The sequence below is a fragment of the Hoyosella altamirensis genome, assembly GCF_014191505.1.
Lineage (GTDB): Bacteria > Actinomycetota > Actinomycetes > Mycobacteriales > Mycobacteriaceae > Hoyosella > Hoyosella altamirensis.
This window is the reverse complement of the sequence record NZ_JACHWS010000002.1, coordinates 671685-690958: the sequence shown is the minus strand read 5'-3', so window position 1 is coordinate 690958 and position 19274 is coordinate 671685. Positions and strand designations below refer to the sequence as shown.

General features: G+C 61.7%; 14 protein-coding genes. 13 read left to right on the top strand and 1 reads right to left on the bottom strand.

Translation table 11 applies throughout. The features are described 5' to 3' along the window. The first annotated feature begins 90 nt into the window (after positions 1-90). The 3 genes from FHU29_RS11975 to FHU29_RS11965 are packed head-to-tail and all read left to right on the top strand — an operon-like array spanning position 91 to position 2520. Positions 91-855, top strand: a complete 765-nt coding sequence (locus FHU29_RS11975) for a lysophospholipid acyltransferase family protein (RefSeq protein ID WP_064439881.1) — start codon at positions 91-93, stop codon at positions 853-855. Then, the gene (locus FHU29_RS11970; protein WP_064439880.1) at positions 852-1643 is read left to right on the top strand and encodes a lysophospholipid acyltransferase family protein; all 792 of its coding nucleotides are present in this window, start codon (positions 852-854) and stop codon (positions 1641-1643) included. The genes FHU29_RS11975 and FHU29_RS11970 overlap by 4 nt, the downstream gene beginning before the upstream one ends. Positions 1644-1680: 37 nt before the next feature. After that, positions 1681-2520 carry a Cof-type HAD-IIB family hydrolase gene (locus FHU29_RS11965; protein ID WP_064439879.1) on the top strand — a complete coding sequence of 280 codons (840 nt, stop codon included), beginning with the start codon at positions 1681-1683 and terminating at the stop codon, positions 2518-2520. A gap of 59 nt (positions 2521-2579) precedes the next feature. Here the strand turns inward: FHU29_RS11965 and FHU29_RS11960 are convergent, their stop codons facing one another. Next, complete coding sequence (locus tag FHU29_RS11960; protein WP_064439878.1) at positions 2580-4625, bottom strand: N-acetylmuramoyl-L-alanine amidase; 2046 nt, start codon at positions 4623-4625, stop codon at positions 2580-2582. Between the two features lie 318 nt (positions 4626-4943). Between FHU29_RS11960 and glf the strand changes: the two genes are divergently transcribed. The 10 genes from glf (at position 4944) to fadD32 (ending at position 19258) form a co-directional block, all read left to right on the top strand. Further along, positions 4944-6170 (top strand): UDP-galactopyranose mutase, encoded by a 1227-nt coding sequence (gene glf, locus FHU29_RS11955; RefSeq protein WP_064439877.1) that lies wholly within the window; start codon positions 4944-4946, stop codon positions 6168-6170. 55 nt (positions 6171-6225) lie between these two features. Further along, positions 6226-8127 carry a glycosyltransferase gene (locus FHU29_RS11950; protein ID WP_064439876.1) on the top strand — a complete coding sequence of 634 codons (1902 nt, stop codon included), beginning with the start codon at positions 6226-6228 and terminating at the stop codon, positions 8125-8127. 8 nt (positions 8128-8135) lie between these two features. Next, positions 8136-8690 carry a phosphatase PAP2 family protein gene (locus FHU29_RS11945; RefSeq protein ID WP_064439875.1) on the top strand — a complete coding sequence of 185 codons (555 nt, stop codon included), beginning with the start codon at positions 8136-8138 and terminating at the stop codon, positions 8688-8690. Positions 8691-8752: 62 nt separating this feature from the next. Further along, the gene (locus tag FHU29_RS11940; RefSeq protein ID WP_064439874.1) at positions 8753-9706 is read left to right on the top strand and encodes a decaprenyl-phosphate phosphoribosyltransferase; all 954 of its coding nucleotides are present in this window, start codon (positions 8753-8755) and stop codon (positions 9704-9706) included. Then, complete coding sequence (locus FHU29_RS11935; RefSeq protein WP_232322937.1) at positions 9684-11618, top strand: arabinofuranosyltransferase AftB family protein; 1935 nt, start codon at positions 9684-9686, stop codon at positions 11616-11618. The genes FHU29_RS11940 and FHU29_RS11935 overlap by 23 nt, the downstream gene beginning before the upstream one ends. A 326-nt stretch (positions 11619-11944) precedes the next feature. Further along, entirely contained in the window at positions 11945-12922 is a 978-nt protein-coding gene (locus tag FHU29_RS11930; RefSeq protein ID WP_064440075.1) for an alpha/beta hydrolase, read from the top strand. Positions 12923-13312: 390 nt separating this feature from the next. Next, positions 13313-15265, top strand: coding sequence for an alpha/beta hydrolase-fold protein (locus FHU29_RS11925; protein ID WP_064439872.1), 1953 nt, complete (start codon positions 13313-13315; stop codon positions 15263-15265). A gap of 177 nt (positions 15266-15442) precedes the next feature. Further along, complete coding sequence (locus tag FHU29_RS11920) at positions 15443-15976, top strand: DUF732 domain-containing protein (RefSeq protein ID WP_183377548.1); 534 nt, start codon at positions 15443-15445, stop codon at positions 15974-15976. Between the two features lie 3 nt (positions 15977-15979). Next, positions 15980-16966 (top strand): cutinase family protein, encoded by a 987-nt coding sequence (locus FHU29_RS11915; protein WP_064439870.1) that lies wholly within the window; start codon positions 15980-15982, stop codon positions 16964-16966. Between the two features lie 399 nt (positions 16967-17365). Then, a complete protein-coding gene (gene fadD32, locus FHU29_RS11910) occupies positions 17366-19258 on the top strand; it encodes a long-chain-fatty-acid--AMP ligase FadD32 (RefSeq protein ID WP_064439869.1) in 1893 nt (630 codons plus the stop codon). Positions 19259-19274: the final 16 nt, after the last annotated feature.

Below are 19274 nucleotides of genomic sequence, written 5' to 3'. Positions count from 1 at the left end.
GCCCGTCATTCTCCCCGAAGCCGGTGAGCTCACGTCCAGTACCTTCTTCCCTGAAGGACAATGTCCGGATTACCCGCTAGGCTAGTGCGCGTGGAACCTGTCTACGCCCCTGTCGTTGCCATCGCCAAAGTTCTTTTCCGCGCCCAGGGACTCAAATTCTCCATCAAGGGAGAAGAGAACATGCCCAGGAAGGGTGGCGCGGTGATAGCCGTGAACCACACGGGCTATCTAGATTTCTTGTATGCGGGCAAGGCGATGGTTCCCGCGAAGCGTTACATCCGCTACATGGCCAAGCAGGAAGTGTTTGACCATCGCATCACTGGCCCAATCATGCGTTCCCTCAAGCATATTCCGGTCGATCGGGTAGCCGGCTCGGGTGCTTACGAGGCGGCAGTCCAGGCTTTGCGGGATGGCGAACTCGTCGGCGTGTACCCCGAGGCGACGATCAGCCGCAGTTTCGAACTGAAAGAGTTCAAATCCGGCGCCGCGCGAATGGCGATCGAAGCGAACGTCCCGATCATCCCGATCGTCGTCTGGGGTGCGCAGCGTGTATGGACGAAGGGCCACCCCAAGCAACTGGGCAGGACGAACACGCCCATCTCCGTATCTGTTGGCGCACCCATCGTCCCGTTCGAGCCTGCCTCGGAACTCACAGCGAAGCTGAAGAGCGCCATGCAGGAAATGCTGCTGACGGTTCAGGACGAGTATGGCCCGCACCCCGAGGGCGCGTACTGGGTTCCGCGGCGTCTCGGGGGCAGTGCCCCAACGCTGGAGGAGGCAACCGAATTGGATCGTCGTGACACGGAGGCGCGCATCGCGGCCAGGAAGGCCAAAGAACAAGCAGGACCTCAATGATCCGTAGGGCGCGAGAAACAATCGTCAGCTCAATCGCTGTGCTGGCATACGGATTTTTCGTGCTGCTCGCGTACATCATTCGGGCCTACCAGGGAGCCCAGCTCACCGTGGTGGGTGCCGAGAACGTGCCACGTCAGGGTGGCGCTGTGTACGCGATCAACCACACCGGTTACATGGATCCAATGTACGCAGGGTTCGGGCCGCTTCGCGTTCGCCGGGCAGTTCGCTATATGGCGAAGGAAGAGTTGTGGCGAAACCCCTTGTTGCGAACGATGGCGACTCTCACACGTACGATCCCAGTGGATCGGGAAGCCGGCGCAGCGTCCTACCAGGCAGCCGTCTCGGCACTCCGTGAAGGTGCCCTCGTAGGAGTGTTTCCAGAAGCAACCATCAGCCGCAGCTTTGAACTCAAGGAGTTCAAGAGTGGCGTCGCCCGTATGGCGATTGACGCGGACGCGCCGATCATCCCGGTTGTGCTGTGGGGCAGCCAACGGATAGCGACCAAAGGTAAACCGAAGAATCTGCACCGTTCGCGGACACCGCTGCGGCTGCACATAGGCGAGCCAATATTCCCGACGCAACCACTCGATGAGCTCGTTGTGGCGGTCAGATCGAGTATGCAGCGGCTCCTCGAGCAAGCTCAGCAGCAGTATGGTGACCATCCTGCAGGTGCATGGTGGGTTCCGCAGCGCCTTGGTGGTGGCGCCCCGACTCTCAGCGAGGCGACCCTCTTGGACAACGAGGAAATCGCTGAGCGCCGTGCCCGGAAGCGGAACCGGGACGCCTGAGTAAACGCGGGATTGGACCGCGAGGCAGGATAGTGGGGTGACTTCGCTACCTCACCGGCCACCCGAGCCGCCACGGCTCATCGGTTCAGATGTCGACGGAACCCTCATCGATGATCAAGACCGCATCACTGACCGCACACGGAGAGTCATTTCCGCGGCCGTCGCCGACGGTGCCCAATTTTTGCTCGCCACTGGACGTCCCCCGAGGTGGCTGAAGCCGATCATCGACCAACTTGGCTATGCTCCGCTTGCGGTCTGCGCGAACGGTGCGGTGGTGTACGACAGTTCGACGGACCAGATACTGACGGCGAACACACTTCAAGTTGAGACGCTGGAATGGCTGGCAGATTGCGCCTTGACAGCGATCCCGGGCTGCGGTCTCGCGGCAGAACGGGTGGGGCGCAGTGCCCATGACGCAGCGTCGCCGCAGTTTGTCAGCGCACCTGGGTACGAGCACGCGTGGCTGAACCCGGACAACGTGGAGTTGTCTGCAACTGAAGTGTTGTCCGCACCTGCGATCAAGCTACTCGTGCGCAAAGCTGGTGCTGCGAGCGCTGATCTTCGAGCCGCGCTCCTGCCCCTCGTAGGGGATCGCGCGCACATCACTTTTTCGACGAATCACGGGCTGATTGAGCTCTCGGCACCTGGTGTCACCAAAGCATCGGGACTCTCATGGGCCGCAGAGCGCCTCGGCAGGACTCCCGACGAAACCGTCACTTTCGGTGACATGCCAAATGATGTACCCATGCTGGCGTGGGCTAAGCATGGTGTTGCGATGGGCAACGCTCACCGCGACGCGGTCATCGCAGCGGACGAGATCACGAAAACCAACAATGACGACGGCGTTGCCCATGTCCTCGAACACTGGTGGGGATGACACCGAAAACACGAAAGGTGGCCTGCGTTGAAACGCAGGCCACCTTTGTGTTCAGCGGATCATCCCTCGGCGGGAGCTGCCTCCGCGCTGAGGTGGGCGTCGACCGTGCCGGTTGTACCGTCGAAGACGAGGTATCCGTTCTGGAAGTTCGTCCGAACTCCCTCAGGCACAGTGAACTCCTCGGTGATCGGCAGGCCGAGATCGGACTGCTCTGCACCTAATGCGGCCCATTTCTCACCGATGGCGCCCCAAACAGCACGGGCACCGGTTTCTTCGGACCAGTAGATCGTTCCGTTCTCGAACTTGGCATTCCTGACGTCGCCGGAGGCATCGCTGATGCCTTCAACGACCGTGCCCAGGAGGCCCTCAGCGCCACCAAGGGTGTACCAGCGGCGGGCAATTTCTTCCCCGACCTGATCGCTAGCGTCGGTGCGAAGCTGAGCCAGCAGTCGCGGCAGCTGGTTGTCGATCGCGCTAAGCAGGTCGCTGGAACTCCATCCCGAGTTCCCCCGTACCGGCGGCGTCACTGAACCTTCACCGGGGGGAGGAGTTGACGGTGGTGTCGTTGGAGGAGTCGTCGGCGGAGTTGTGGGAGGGTTGTCGCCCCCACCGCCGTTGCTTGGTGGCGGAGTGCCACCCGAAGCTGACTGCTGGTATTCGGCAGCAATGTTCCGAATGGTCGCCATCTGCTGGTACCCGAGATTGCCTGGGCACTCGGTGTAACCGACGTCACGATGCGCGAAGATGTTCGGCAGGCGGACGCTCTGGCCCTGCGGAATCCACGTAAACGAGGTTCCCTCGGAGTAGTGGAGCGAGTTGCCGGTGGCGCTGAGGTCCTCGAGTGCGAGCCGCCAGCCCGCGAGCTTGCCGATCGCCTCTACCTGAGCGCGCGGTGGCGTCACGTTGCTGTAGTGCCCGATCATGGAATACCCGGCGGTGTTGATGTTGAAGCCGCCAGTGTGAGCGCCTTGCAGATCGCGTTCCATTCCGCCGAAGCGGCCCTCGAAGATGCGGCCGTACTTGTCAACCAGGGCGTGGTAGCCGACATCGCACCAGCCAAGTGTTTGCGCGTGATATGCGTAGATGCCGCGGACGATCTGTGCCGACTGCTCCTGGGTGTAATTGTTGTTGCCGGCCGTGTGGTGCACGACCACGGCTCCAAGGCCACCGTTGACCCGTGGCTGGTTGCAGCGGATACCCTCGTTGGCGCCCCACTGAGCGCGGCTGATCACTGTTGGTTTCGTCGGTACCCCCGCGATGTCAACGGGATCAGAGACGTCCGATGGTGCGTCAGCGATCGGAGCTCGGCTCGGACGAACGAGAATCGCGGTGAGGTTCTCAGCAGTGCCGGAGCGCTCAGGTGCGGGTGGCTGCGCGATCAGAGGCCGAGAGATGTCGCCTGGTTCGCCAGGTGCCTCTTCGGGCGCCTCATCCGTAGGTGCCTCGGCTGTAGGTGCCTCGGATGGCGCTTCTTCGCCGGGTGCTTCGCCGGGCACCTCGTCGGCTGGCCCTTCCGCTGGTGAACCTTCGGTGGTCTCGTCGGCAGCGCCCCCGTCGTTCGGCGCGGCGTCTTCCGGTGCGATCGGTTCGCTTGGTTCAGTGTCCCCGCTCAGCACGGGGTTGACCTTCCCGCCGATGCTGATCTGTACGCGGGTCGTGTCGCCAACGAAGACGACCTCGCTCGCGGTCCGGCCTTCCTCGATTTCGTTGACGTAGCTGGAAGCGTCGATTGGCTCGACTTCGAACCAATCGGTCCAGGTTTCGTCTTCGAGTTGCGCACGAACCCAGGCTTCTGGGTCGCCTTCACCCTCCCAGGTCAGGCCGAACATGTTGAAGGGGGTGTCCTGGCTGATCTCGCGAACGATGGGTTCATCGCCGTCGTCAGAGATGTGGCCGGGGGCACCTCCGATGCCGGTGATGGCGGAGGTTGTGCCTGGGTTGATTGGCACTTCTTCGATCGACGTAGGCTCGTGGTCGGTTTCGTCTGCAGCGTTGATCACGCCGGGACTGTTGCTTGTGAATCCGATTCCCGCTAGCGAGCCAGCAGCAGCGACACCGGCGGCAACACTCAGCGACAGCAATCGTTTCGGGTGGTGTTTCGGCAACGCAGTGACTCCCTTGATCTGCGGTCTGGTCGCTCTTGCGTGACGTCGATTTCGGCCCATCACATTCACGGCTGTCCCGTCAATGCACAACAGACCCTTCAGTCACTGCAAAGACCATAGGCACCCCAGCAACACAGGTAACGCACCGAACCGTCTCTATGTGGTTAAGATCTGGAGTACCCGGTCGTAACATGACCGGGGTTATGTGTATGAGGGCCGACCACGGGACCCGCCGCGCGCCTTCGCACCGTCACTGCGGTAGCGGTCCGTTACCCTGAAGCCCGGTAGCCGGGCATATGGATATCGACAGGGGTAAAAGTGGGTTCAGAATCTAACGGGCAGTCTGACGGGCAGAGCGCGTTCGACCTGATCGTGGTGGGTTCCGGCTTCTTCGGGCTGACGATCGCGGAGCGTGCTGCAACGCAGCTCGGCAAGCGAGTCCTCGTTCTCGACAGGCGCCCCCACATCGGCGGCAACGCCTACTCGGAACCAGAGGCCCACACCGGCATCGAGGTACATAAGTACGGTGCCCACCTCTTCCACACTTCGAACCAGCGCGTGTGGGATTACGTCAACCAGTTCACGAGCTTCACGGGTTACCAGCATCGCGTATTCACGGTCCACGACGGCCAGGTGTATCAATTCCCGATGGGGCTCGGGCTCGTTGCCCAGTTCTTCGGCCGTTACTACGCACCGGACGAGGCCCGCGCGCTGATTGCTGAACAGGCGAGCGAGATAGATACCAAAGAGGCGCAGAATCTAGAAGAGAAAGCCATCTCGCTAATTGGCCGGCCGTTGTACGAAGCGTTCGTCAAGCATTACACGGCGAAGCAGTGGCAGACCGATCCGAAGCAGCTCCCAGCGAGCACAATCACCCGGTTGCCAGTCCGCTACACGTTCGACAATCGGTACTTCAACGACACGTACGAGGGCCTTCCCGTCGACGGTTACACGGCCTGGCTGAAGAACATGGCCACGGACCCGCGCATCGAAGTGCGGCTGGGTGTCGACTACTTCGACGTGCGTGAGGAACTGAAGAACACCTCCCCGACCGCACCGGTGGTCTATACCGGACCCATTGATCGCTACTTCGATTACTGCGAAGGCGAGCTTGGCTGGCGCACGCTCGACTTCGAACTCGACGTGCTCGACACGGGAGATTTTCAGGGAACTCCGGTAATGAATTACCCCGACCCGGAGGTCCCGTACACCCGCATCCATGAATTTCGGCATTTCCATCCGGAACGGGACTATCCCAACGACAAAACCGTAATCATGCGCGAATTCTCGCGGTTCGCGGAGTCGGGTGACGAACCGTACTATCCGATTAACACCGCGGATGACCGTGCACGGCTCGCGGCCTATCGCGACCGGGCGAAAGCTGAGACCGCAGCGAACAATGTGCTGTTCGGCGGGCGGCTTGGGACGTATCAATACCTTGACATGCACATGGCGATCGCGAGTGCGCTCACCATGTTCGACAACGTCCTCGCCCCACACTTCACCGACGGTTCGCCTCTGAGTAGGCACGATGGCGGCGAGTAATCGTCAACGGAGCAGGGCCGTCCGGCCGACGAAGATCACCAGAAAGGCGCATGCAGTGGAGACCGACAAGGCAGCCGGAGACGGTTCCTCCCAGGCAGTGTCTCTCCTTCAGCGGATACTCTTGCCTCGCCCCGGTGAGCCGCTTGACGTCCGGCGACTGTATCTAGTCGAGGCAGATTCGAACCCCAAGCGTGCACACGCGACGTCGCGAACATCGGTGCAAATCGCGGACGAGTCAGAAGTCTCGTTCTGCACCTACTTCAATGCATTCCCCGCCAGTTACTGGCGGCGCTGGAGCACTCTCGGGAGCGTGGTTCTGCGTCTCGAAGTCAACGGCGATTGCCGTGCCGATATCTATCGGTCGAAAGCGGACGGCACCCGCATCCACGTCACCAGCGTCCAGACAGACGGTGACGAGTCGGGTACGCGAGTGATCGAAGCCGCGATCGACCTGGCGCCGTTCGAGGATGGCGGCTGGATCTGGTTCGACCTCAGCGCGGAAGCGGACATCGAAGTCCTGGCTGGCGGGTGGTACGCATCAGTGCCTGCCCCCGGCGAGGCGCGAGTCGCAATCGGAATTCCGACATTCAACCGTCCTGATGACTGTGTGAAAGCACTGACTGCGCTGGGTTCAGACCCGCTTGTCCTCGACGTTATCGATGCGGTCATCATCCCGGACCAGGGCACGCGGAAGGTGAAGGATCAGGCAGGGTTCGACGAGGCCGCGGAGGTACTCGGTGACCGCTTGCGAATCCACAACCAGGGAAACATCGGTGGTTCCGGTGGCTACTCCCGCGTGATGTACGAGGCGCTGAAGACGACCGATAGCCCGTTCATTCTCTTCATGGACGACGACATCGAGATCGAGCCGGACTGCATTCTCCGTGCCATCGCATTTTCCCGCTTCGCGCGTGGCACAGTCCTCGTCGGCGGCCAGATGCTGAACTTGCAGAACCGGGCCCATTTGCACGTAATGGGTGAGGTTGTGCGCTTCGGTGAGTTTGTCTGGGGACCGGCGCCGCACACAGAGTATGACCATGATTTCGCGGCAAAGCCGCTCGACGAGTCCCCGGAGCTGCATCGACGCATCGATGTCACGTACAACGCGTGGTGGATGTGCCTCATCCCCCGGAACGTCGCCGAGGAACTCGGTCAGCCGCTGCCGCTGTTCATCAAATGGGACGATGCGGAGTACGGTCTGCGCGCGGCCGCAGCGGGGTATCCGACCGTCACGCTTCCGGGTACTGCGATCTGGCACATGGCTTGGTCAGACAAGGACGACGTTATTGACTGGCAGGCGTACTACCACATGCGCAACCGCCTGATCGTCGCGGCACTTCACAACCCCGGTGGGGCTCGAGCACTAGTGAAGAGCACGATGAAGCCGCTCTTCAAGCATTTGCTGTGCCTCGAATACTCGACCGTTGCACTTCAGAACGCCGCGATCGCGGACTTCCTCGCGGGACCAGATGGTTTGTTTGATGTGCTGCCTACATCGCTGGCAAACGTGCAAAAGATCCGCGGCGAGTATCCGGACGCGATAGTCGCCGGCTCCGCCACAGATCTACCCCTTCCCTCAGGAGCGGACGTCGGTGATGTAAGTCTGCCGCTTGGAATGCCCGCGAAGGTGAAGCGGCTCGGCAAGGCGATCATCCACAACATGCGTCCGGTGAACGACCAGCACCTTGAACGCCCACAGATGAATGTCGCGACAATGGATGCCCGGTGGTTCCTGCTCTCACAGGTTGACGGCGTGACAGTCACGACTGCTGACGGGCGGGGAGTCGTCTACCGCAAACGAGACAAAAAGCTCGCAAAGTCACTCCTCAAGGAAGCGATGCGGCTGCGCAGGGAACTGGAACGGCGCTTCCCTGAGGTGCAGGCGGCGTACCGGCGTGCGGCTCCAGAACTGACCAGCCGGGAACGCTGGGGCCAGTTTTTCGCCCAGTACCAATGAGAGGGACTATGACCCAGATCGCGAGTGATCATCGCCCGGACCTTGGCGCGCCACCAGCGGGAGAGGCTGCGCTCCTCGTAGCCATCCAGCGCGCGATTGTGAGTAAGCCCGGGGTAATACCCGCCACTAGACTGATGTCACATTTCGGTGAGCACGCACTCGGATGGGTGGGTATCGCTGGGGTGGGTGCCGTCGCTGACCCAGCGAGGCGGCGGCAGTGGTTTGGCGTCGCCGTCGGGGCAGTTGGTGCGCATGCCGCGTCGATCGCAATCAAACGTGTCGCCCGGCGTCCGCGTCCTACGCATCCAGATATCGTGATCAATGTCGGAACACCGAGCCAATTGAGTTTTCCGTCATCTCACGCAACGTCTACGACCGCCGCAGCGATTCTCATAGGTAGGCTCACCGGGCTTCCACTAGCGGCGCTGATCGTTCCACCGATGCTGCTATCCCGTCTTGTACTCGGTGTGCACTACCCGACCGATGTACTCGCGGGTGCCGCCGTGGGCGTGGCTTCCGCTGCAGCCGTGGGGTTGGCCGAGGAAAAGCTCGGATGGGCATAAGCTGTGCGTGCTAGTGCGGCACCTGGACTAGTTGTGACCACATGCGGTCGAGAGGGGTAAGGATGAGCGATCTGGTCGAGCCTGAGGACCCGACTCGCGCCAGAACGCGGAAGCCGCCGACATCGCTGGCTGATGGGCTGCTCAAGGCGATCCGCCCGCGTCAATGGGTGAAGAACGGCCTTGTCGTTGCCGCGCCTCTCGCGGATGGCTCGATTGGCCATGGACCGGTGCTTACCAGCGTCGCGATCGCGTTCGTCGTGTTCTGCCTCGCGGCTTCGGGCATTTACCTTGTCAACGATGCGCGCGACGTGGAAGCGGACCGCGCGCACCCGACGAAACGTTTCCGGCCAATCGCAGCCGGAGTTGTGCCTGTGCCGCTCGCGTATGCGTTGTCAGTGGTGTTCTTTGCCGCTTCTATCGCCCTGTCATTTGTCGCTAGTAGCGGGCTTGCGGTGGTAATCGCGATTTACATCGCGGTTCAGCTCGCGTATTGCTTTGGCCTCAAGCATCAGGCCGTGCTCGATATCTTCATCGTGTCGTCAGGCTTCCTGCTTCGGGCCGTAGCAGGTGGTGTCGCAGCCGGAATCCCACTTTCGCAGTGGTTCTTGCTGGTCGCGGCGTTCGGTTCGTTGTTCATGGCAGCGGGCAAGCGGTATGCCGAATTGCGCATCGCTGAAGAGACCGGCGCGAAGATCCGGAAAGCCCTGGAGAGTTACACAGCGACATACTTGCGGTTCGTGTGGACCCTCTCCGCGACGGCCGTAATCATCTTTTATGGTTTGTGGGCATTCGAGCAGGATGCTGGCGGACCGGGCGCGCCACGCGGCGATGGCAGCAGCCTTGGGTTGTTCGTTTTGTCGATGATTCCGTTTACAATCGCGATCCTGCGCTACGCCGTTGATATTGATGGTGGACACGCTGGCGAGCCCGAAGAAATAGCCCTTGGCGATCGGGTCTTGCAGTTCCTCGCGGTTGCATGGATTGGAGTCGTCGGTGTCGCGGTCTACGTCGCGTGACACAGTGTCCCCTCGCTTTACGGCGTCACGTGCCGTATTCGGCGGGGGGATTCTCGCTGTCATTTCTCTGTTTGCGTTCGGCGCGTGGCAGCGGAGATGGATTTCTGACGACGGATTGATCGTGCTGCGCACCGTGCGCAACATTCTCGCGGGCAATGGCCCCGTCTTCAACGCGGGTGAGCGGGTCGAGGCCAATACCTCCACCTTGTGGACGTATATCGTGACGCTTGCTGGCTGGGCCACCGGTAGCCGCCTCGAATACGTCGTACTGACCCTTGCGCTCCTCTTTAGCGTGAGCGCCCTCGCGCTCGCGATGCTCGGCAGTGCGCGGCTCTACGGGCAGACCCTGTTCGGACGCCCAGCCTCGGCTGTCGTACTGATGCCTGGGGGTGTTATCGCGTACCTTGCGGTCCCCCCAGCTCGTGACTTCGCGACCTCAGGTCTTGAATCGGGACTCGTGCTCGCGTGGATCGGGCTTATGTGGTGGTTACTTGTGAGATGGTCGTTCGCGGGCCGGCATGCAGGTGCAGCCACACTGCTTATGGCGTTCATCGCCGGTCTAGGCCCGCTTGTGCGGCCGGAACTGGCGGTCCTCGGCGGGCTCGCGATCATCGTCCTGCTGCTCGTGCCTTCGGGGCTGTGGTTCCGGATCGCGATAGTCGCGGCTGCAGGCGTCGTTCCAGTCGCATACCAGGTTTTCCGGATGGGCTACTACGCCCTGCCGTATCCGAGTACAGCCGTCGCTAAGGATGCTGGCGGTGCACGCTGGGATAAGGGCTGGATGTATCTTGGCGATCTCGTCGGTCCTTACTGGCTGTGGCTGCCGGTGGTAGTCCTGGTCTTGCTTGCGGTGGTCATTCTCATCCAGTTCCGGGGGCGTGACGGCGGGGTTGGCAGGGATGCGCGGACTGCTGATTCCCAGGACGAGACGGGGGTCGCGGGTGATAGCGATCCCGCGACACGGCCGGTTTTGCGGGCGCGACTGCAAACACCGACTTTCGTCGTCGCGTTCTTCCTCGCCAACGGCTTGCTGCTCGGCACTTATGTGATCCGCGTCGGCGGTGACTTCATGCACGGCCGCACGTTGCTCCCGGTGCTGTTTACATTGCTGTTGCCGGTGGCTGTCGTGCCGCTGACCGTCCCGCGCCGGGTTAAGACTCGTTCTGGTCCCACGCGACGGCACTACGGCTACCGCGTCAGCGGCGTCATCGTTGCATTCTGGGTCGGCGTGATGACGTGGTCGGGCGTCATTGTCATCGTGAGCGATCCCGGAGTCGTCGACGGTGTCCCAGACCATGGGATCGTCGATGAGCGCCAGTTCTACCGCTACTGGACAAATGTGGCGCATCCCATACTCGCCGAAGACTACATCGAATATCCGCGCATGGAATCAATGCTCGAAGCACAAGAAGCAGCACCCCGAGGCGCGGTGTTACTGCCGACTGCAGACCAGTATCACTGGGAGATCGTGCCGCTCGCGGAGCCAGCGGATCCTAACGCTCCCGCCTCAACAGTCTTCTTCCTGCAGCTGGGGATGACCAGCATGCTGTCATCGCTTGACGTGCGTATCCTCGACCCGGTGGGGCTCGCCTACCCCCTTGCTGGGCACACTGAGCGCATCCCCGGTGGCCGGATCGGACACGACAAGTTTCTGCTGCCAGACTGGGTCATCGCGGACAGCGGTGCCGTGACCTCTCGAGCGGCTGGTTTGCCCGGTTTCCTCGATCCGGAGTGGGTCGCGGATTCTCAGGAAGCTCTCAACTGTCCTCAGACTCAGAAGCTTCTCAGTGGCTACCGTGATGAGCTCAACACGGGCCAATTCCTCCGCAATCTGAAGGACTCGATGTGGCGTTCGTCCTACCGCATTGAGCGCCTTCCTGCCGACGAGATCGAGCGCTGCTTCTCGGGATAACAGCCAGGTCACCTGCGAATTCAGAGGCGTCAGTGTTCCGTGATGCAATTGTGACCACCATTAGTTCTCCCATTCACACTGCCCCAGGTCGCGGTGCTGCGGTACTGTATTCGTCACCGGGCGGTGTTGGAAATGTGATACTGCCGACGTGTAACGGTTATGGTGTCCGAGTCGATCTACACACCGAGCTCTCAGGAGATTGCCAGGGTTGCTAGATCCGCAAGGGTCGTAACGCTGGTGTCAGGGAGGGAACCAGTGTGGTCGCGACGGCACCCGACGCTGACGCGGCGACACGGTGGTGCACACGAGAAGAGGGAGATTTATCCATGCGTTTCGCCAAACCGCGCCTGTCTCAAAGATGGAGACAGCGGACAGTCGCCGCCTTTGCGGTCGGCGTACTGCTGCCGCTGATTGCGGGGCTCACCGGAGGTGCTGTCGCTTCAGCCCAGCCGGGTATTGAACGTCACAACGTGTACTCGGCGGCGATGGACCGCAACATTCCAGTGGATATCGTTCGTTCGTCAGGTGGCGGTAACGGTGCGCTCTTCCTGCTGGATGGTCTTCGTGCTCGCGAGGACCGCAGCGGCTGGACGATCGAAACCAACGCGGTCGAAATGTTCCGTGACTCGAACATCAACCTGGTGATGCCGGTCGGCGGTCGCGCGAGCTTCTACGCTGACTGGTACGGCCCGAGCTCCACCAACGCTCAGGGTTACACCTACAAGTGGGAGACCTTCCTCGCGCAGGAACTCCCGAACTACCTCGGCACGATCGGTATCCGCACCACGAACAACGCGGTTGCAGGTCTGTCCATGGCCGGTAGCGCAGCACTCAAGCTTGCTGCCGATCACGGCAACCGTTTCACGTATGCCGCTTCGTTCTCGGGCTACCTGAACCTGTCTGCTCCGGGTATGCCGTCACTCATCCGCCTCGCCCTGCTTGACGAGGGTGGCTACAACGTTGACGACATGTGGGGCCCGCCGTGGGATCCAGCCTGGGCAGCGCATGACCCGTCTGTTTTCGCTCCGAAGCTCGCCGGCAAGACGCTGTTCATCTCGGCAGGCAGCGGCATTCCAGGTCAGCACACCCAGATCCGCGAGCCGATCGACTACTTCCACACTGCGAACGCAATGGGACTTGAGGTCGTTTCGCTGCTCAACACCCGTGCATTCCAGGGTCGTGCGGATGCGCTTGGCCTGAACGCCACGTACAGCTACCCGCCGGTCGGTGTCCACGCATGGGGCTACTGGCAGGATGAGCTTGCTAACGCCAAGCCGGGCATCCTCCGCGCACTTGGTGCGTGATGCAGCGGTAACGCTGGGTGAGTGAACCTCTGCTGGGGAATCTCGTCGGTCGTGAACCCCCCGTCCTTAGGGACGGGGGGTTTCGGCGTTTCTGGGCTCTAGCCGACTTCCCTGATGTAGTCGGATCCACCCCTGAGGTGGATATGGCTACATCAGAGGGGACAGGCAGCGCTCGGAGTTGTGGACGTCACATGTACTGAATTTCGCCGGATGTCGGCGAGGGTTTCGATAACTAGCCTGCGCACATCCAGTAACAATTGCCTCACGCATGGCATGGCGCATCTCGTGCAACAGTGGTGTTGGAAGGTATGAAGAGACTGTGCATTTGGCAGCGGTCTAAATAGCCCAGCCGGATCTAGCTCGATACCACCACGAATTGAGGAGTGCCTCATGCGGCTTTCGTTGCAGCACGGCGATCGCGGAACCGACCGCCGGAGCCGGGGTGCCGGACGTCGCCAAGTAGCAGCATGTGCGGCGATCCTGATCGCCCCGCTTGCTATTTCGTCCGGGATTGCGCCGGCGGCGCTGGCCGCGCCGCCCGCGATCTCGTCCCAGAGTCCCGCGCTGCACCCAATGGCGCCTGCGCCGGTGCCAGGGGTGCGCGTAGACCGTGTCGACAAGATCTCTGACCGCCAGCTTTCGCTGTGGGTGTACTCGCCCGCGATGAACGAAACCATCCAGGTGCAGATGCTGCTCGCGCGTGATTACCACGCGCAGCCAGACTGGAGTTTTCCCGCACTCTTCCTGCTCGACGGCCTCCGGGCACGGGACGATCAGTCCGGCTGGATGCTGGAGACCGACGCTGCCGCCTTCTTCGGTGACAAAAACGTCAACGTGATTATGCCCGTCGGTGGACAGTCGAGCTTCTATGCGGACTGGCTGCAGCCCGACAATGACAAGAACTATCAGTGGGAAACGTTCCTGACGAAGGAACTCCCGCCGATTCTGCACGGCGACTATCGCGTCAACGACAACAAGGGCATCCTGGGACTGTCGATGGGCGGCACCGCCGCGATGTTCCTGCCAGCCCGAAACCGGGGAATGTTCCAGTTCGCGGGGTCACTTTCGGGGTATCTGAGTACGACTACCTACGGCATGCAGCGGGCGATCAAGGCTGCGATGCTCGATGCAGGTGGCTACAACTCCGACAACATGTGGGGTACGCCAGACAACTCGCTATGGGCGGAACACGACCCGCTCCAACTCGCTCGGAACCTGCGCGGCATGAGCCTGTACGTCTCAGCGGGCACCGGTGCGCAGGGAACACATGACCGGCCAGGCCTAGTTCCCGGTATCCCCGAGAACTCGGCGGGCATGGCGCTAGAAGTGCTTTCGAGACTGACGACGCAGAACTTTGCCGCTCGTCTCAACGATCTCGGCATCGACGCCACGGTCCGCTACCGGAACACCGGTACCCACTCGTGGCCGTACTGGCAGTCAGAGTTGCACGCAGCCTGGCCGCAGATCGCCGAGGCTCTCAATGTCGACTCGGTTGGGGTGAGTACGGCTGCGCCCAGCACCTCCGTCACCGACGAACCGACGTGTGAGGTTGGCGGCGCGATCGGTGAACTTGCCCAGCAGCGCGGCGACCTTGGGGTCTGCCTGACAGATGAGAGAACCTTGCGGGGCGGCGCTAAGCGGCAACAGTTCGAGCACGGCACCATCTACTGGTCGCCAGACCTCGGCGCGCACCAGATCGAGGGCGAGATCGAAGCGCTCTACGAAAAGGAAGGCGGCGCGCGCGGACAGCTCGGACTGCCCACGACGAGTGAAACCCCCACCCCCGATGGCCGCGGGTTCTTCACTCAATTCGAGAAGGGCGCGATCTACTGGACACCCGAGACGGGCGCCCAGATGGTTCACTCCGGCTTCCGTGACGTATGGGGCGAAAATGGCTGGGAAGCGGGTGACATGGGTTACCCCGTTTCTGGCATCGAGAACACCGAGGACCGCCGCGGCCGCCTGCAGAATTTTGAGCGCGGAGCGGTATTCGCAACGACCCGTGGCGGTACGACAGCCGTATTCGGCAAGATCTGGGACCACTACAAGGAGCTGGGCCGGGAAACTGGTGTCCTGGGGTACCCGCAATCAGGCGAGCACAACATCGGTTCCGGCCGGTTCACTGAGTTCGCGAACGGGAACATTTACTGGTCACCGGCTTCGGGCGCCTGGGCGGTGCTCGAGGGCGACATCATGGATGCCTGGGCTGAACAAGGCTACGAAGCCGGTCCCCTCGGATACCCCACGAGTGATGCCCATGACACCGAAGAGGGATTGCGGCAAAACTTCCAGAACGGATTCGTCCTGGTGAGCGATGGCGAAACGAAAGTGAACACAGGCTGACGGCGTACTTCCCCAGCAGCGCCGTTGGGGGCGGGCTGTGACGTGCACCATGCGGTGCGCATCGCAGCCCGCCCTAGCTCTGTACGCTGGTGCGGTGATTGGCGAAGGGCGCTTGACGGGGACGCGCCGCCCGCCCGTGACTGATATGGGGGAAGGCCCGAAATGCATGATGGGGAAGTGACGCTGTCAAGATCCGGCGTGCGCTGGCGTCTGCCGGTGCTGCTCGCTGTGCTCATCGCTACTGGTGGATTCACGATGGCCTGTGGAAATGAGTCCGTCGTCTCGGGAACGCCTGACCTGGGCACCAGCGTGACTGAAGCACCTTCGTCCGATCCCGAAGCTGACGACGACGAGGATGACGACGGCGAGGATGACGACGGCGACCGTGACAACGAGCGGCCGGAGAGCACAGCTGAGGCAGACCCAGATACCTCGGACCCCGAATACCCGCCGCTTGACGAGCGCGGCACCCGCTACGTGAAGGAGCTTCGCGATTCTGGCGCCTCGCCTTACGGTTCAGGTCAACAAGCTGTGGGTACGGCTGAATATGTGTGCGCGGCGGTGCGTGACGGTGTCTCCCGTGAGGACATGCTGGTCAACGTGACAGCCATGGTCGGCCTCGAGATGCAACTGAGTGGTTCTGACGACACAGTCGATGACGTGGCACAGACCTACGTTGAAGTCGCCGAGCAACACTACTGCGGAGAGTGACGCATGGCCTGGGCAAATCAATCAACGACGCGACGCGGGCGGAAGAAATCCGGAAAGTCCCGAGGTCTTCGCAGACTGCTAGTCATCCTGCTTGTGCTCGCCGCTATCGTGGCGCTCGTCGTGCTTGCGCTGCGCATAGCCCAGCGCGTCGACGTCCCACTCCCTGGCGTACCGGAGCCGGAGCCAACGGAGGAGCTGACGCAACCTGCCCATTGCCCGGATGTGCAACTGCTGTCTATCCCGGGCACGTGGGAGTCATCCGCAAATGACGACCCATTCAATCCGGGAGCCAACCCGAACTCTCTGCTACTGAGCGTTACGCAGCCGCTGCAGCAGCAATTCGGCACGGACCGCGCTGAAATCTACACATTGCCGTACCCAGCGCAGTTTCAGCGGCCGGGTGGACCACCCGAGATGACGTACGACGACAGTCGCCGCGCTGGAACGGACGCGGCCCGTGACGTGCTTGCCGCAAAGCATGATGAGTGCTGGCTCACGAGCTACGTGCTAGTCGGGTTTTCGCAGGGAGCCGTGATCGCCGGTGACATAGCGTCGGAGATCGGAAACGGGAACGGCCCAGTGCCCGCAGAGAACGTGCTGGGTGTCGCTCTCGTCGCTGATGGCCGTCGCGATCCCGAAGCTGCGCCCACTGTCGGGCCTCCCGTGCGTGGAATCGGTCTCGAGGTGTCGCTCGCTGGGTTCCCCTTCCTCCCCGGTGCGACATTCTCCGGCAAGCGCAGTGGCGGGTTCGGCGATCTTGCCGACAAGACAGTTCAGATTTGTGCACCGAATGACGGGATCTGTGACGCCCCCGTGCTCACGGACCTGCTGGGGGCCATCCATCGGCTGTTCAATGACTATATTCAGAACCCGGTACATGCGATGTATCACACGTTTGCGATCGATGAGAATGGGACTACAACGCCGCAGTGGCTGACGCAGTGGTCGACGGACCTCATCAATGAGGCGCCACGACCTGCGCATCCGTGATTAGATGCCTTCGAGCATCGGTGGCCGTTTCGTGTCATTCGCGACATTGCCGAGTCACAGGCCTGTCACGAATGATGCGTTCGTCTCACCGAGAGGCACGTAATGTGGTCCCCTCTTACACACACGAAGACGCAGGTAGGCGGGTACTTTAGCGGCGGCAGGGCAGTTACCGGACGAAGAAGTGAGGCTGACAACCGATTCGGAGCGGTTTATCGCGCATTGTGAGCGCGTCTGTAACATACAGAGGGCTTAATGCGACACGCTACGGGATAAGCCGACGCCGTAGCGGCATACGAAACGGTACATCGGTCACATGGGGTGTGGTGTTAGAGCAGATTTGCTGCGCCCGGGACTGGCTGCTGGAATCGCCAGTTCACACCTGCATATTTAGGGAGAGGCATGGACGAGTTCTTCAACGAAGCGGGTGAGGTTATCCTCACCCCGGAGGCAACTCTCGTGAACTTCGTTGAGCAGCATTCCCGAAACAACGCAGGTGAACTTGCATACCGCTACGTTGACTACTCGCACGACCGCGAGGGTGTTGCACACGAGTTGACGTGGGAGCGCTTCGGCATGCGTGTGCGTGCCGTCGCAGGAAGGTTGCAGCAGGTCGCGCATAAAGGCGATCGTGTCGCGATCCTCGCGCCGCAGGGCCTCGACTACGTCGTAGCGTTCTTTGCTGCTGTTCACGCGGGAACAATCGCGGTGCCGCTCTTCGACCCAGATGAGCCTGGCCACACCGACCGCCTCCACGCGGTGCTGGGTGACTGTGAGCCGGTGGCGATCCTGACTGGCACAAAGTCAGCGGCCGGTGTGCGGCAGTTCTTCCGCTCCCGTCCCGCGAATGAACGACCCCGCATCATCGCCGTCGATGCGATCCCAGATTCCGTGGAAGCGTCGTGGACGTTGCCGCACCCCTCTCTCGATGACATCGCCTATCTGCAATACACGTCCGGTTCGACGCGTGTTCCCGCCGGTGTGGAGATCACGCATCGCGCTGTCAGCACCAACGTGCTGCAGATGTGCTGGTCGCTTGGTCTCAACGAGCATTCGCGCGGCGTGACGTGGCTGCCGTTGTTCCATGACATGGGTCTGCTGACGGTTATTCTGCCGGCGTTCGGCGGGAAGTACATCACGATCATGTCGCCGCGTGCGTTCGTTCAGCGCCCGTACCGCTGGATCAAGGAACTTGCCGCTGAAAGTGACGGAGAGGGCACGTTCGCTGCAGCGCCGAACTTCGCGTTCGAGCATGCTGCGCTGCGCGGGCTTCCAAAAGATGGCGAGGAACTCGATCTGAGCCACGTTATTGGGCTGATCAACGGCAGTGAGCCGGTAACGCCTGCGGCGATGCGGAAGTTCAACGACGCTTTCGGGCCTTACGGCCTCCCGAACACTGCGATCAAGCCGTCGTACGGCATGGCCGAGGCCACGCTGTTCGTCTCGACACCGCACCGCGACGAAGAGGCGCGGGTCCTCTACGTCGATCGTGAGGAACTCAATGCCGGCAAGATTCTCCGCGTAGACCCATCTCACCCGAAGGCCGTGCCGCAGGTTTCGTGCGGTTATGTGTCGACCAGCCAGTGGGCGACAATCGTCGACGCCGATTCCGGAGAAGAGCTTCCGGACGAGCGGGTGGGGGAGATCTGGCTCAAAGGTGACAACATCGGCCAGGGGTACTGGGGCCGCGAAGGCGAGACAGCCGAAACCTTCGAGAACAAGCTGAAGGTCCGCCTCCAGGAAGGCAGTCATGCTTCCGGTGTGGACGAGGACGCGAATTGGATGCGCACCGGTGACTACGGCGTCTATATCGATGGCGAGCTGTACATCACCGGCCGGGTCAAAGACCTCGTGATCGTTGACGGTCGCAACCACTATCCGCAGGATCTCGAATATTCAGCTCAGGAGGCGAGTTCATCGCTGCGCCCGGGCTTCGTTGCCGCTTTTTCGGTCCCTGCAAATCAGCTTCCTCGCGCTGTCTTCGACAACCCGCACAGCGGGCTCGCCGGGTCAGGATTCGACGCAGACGATTCATCTGAGCAGCTCGTCGTCGTGGGCGAGCGGGCTCCTGGAGCTGGCAAGGCCGATCCTGGACCGATCGCCGACGATGTGCGCGCAGCAATCGCGTCTCGTCACGGCGTGACCGCTCGCGACGTGCTGTTAGTGCCCGCTGGTTCCATTCCCCGGACGTCGAGTGGGAAGATTGCACGCCGGGCGTGCAAGGCCAGTTACATTGATGGGACCCTTCGTGGGGGCCATGCCCAGACCGCGTTCCCTGACAGCGTGAGCGAGTAGTTTTGACCGCACAGCA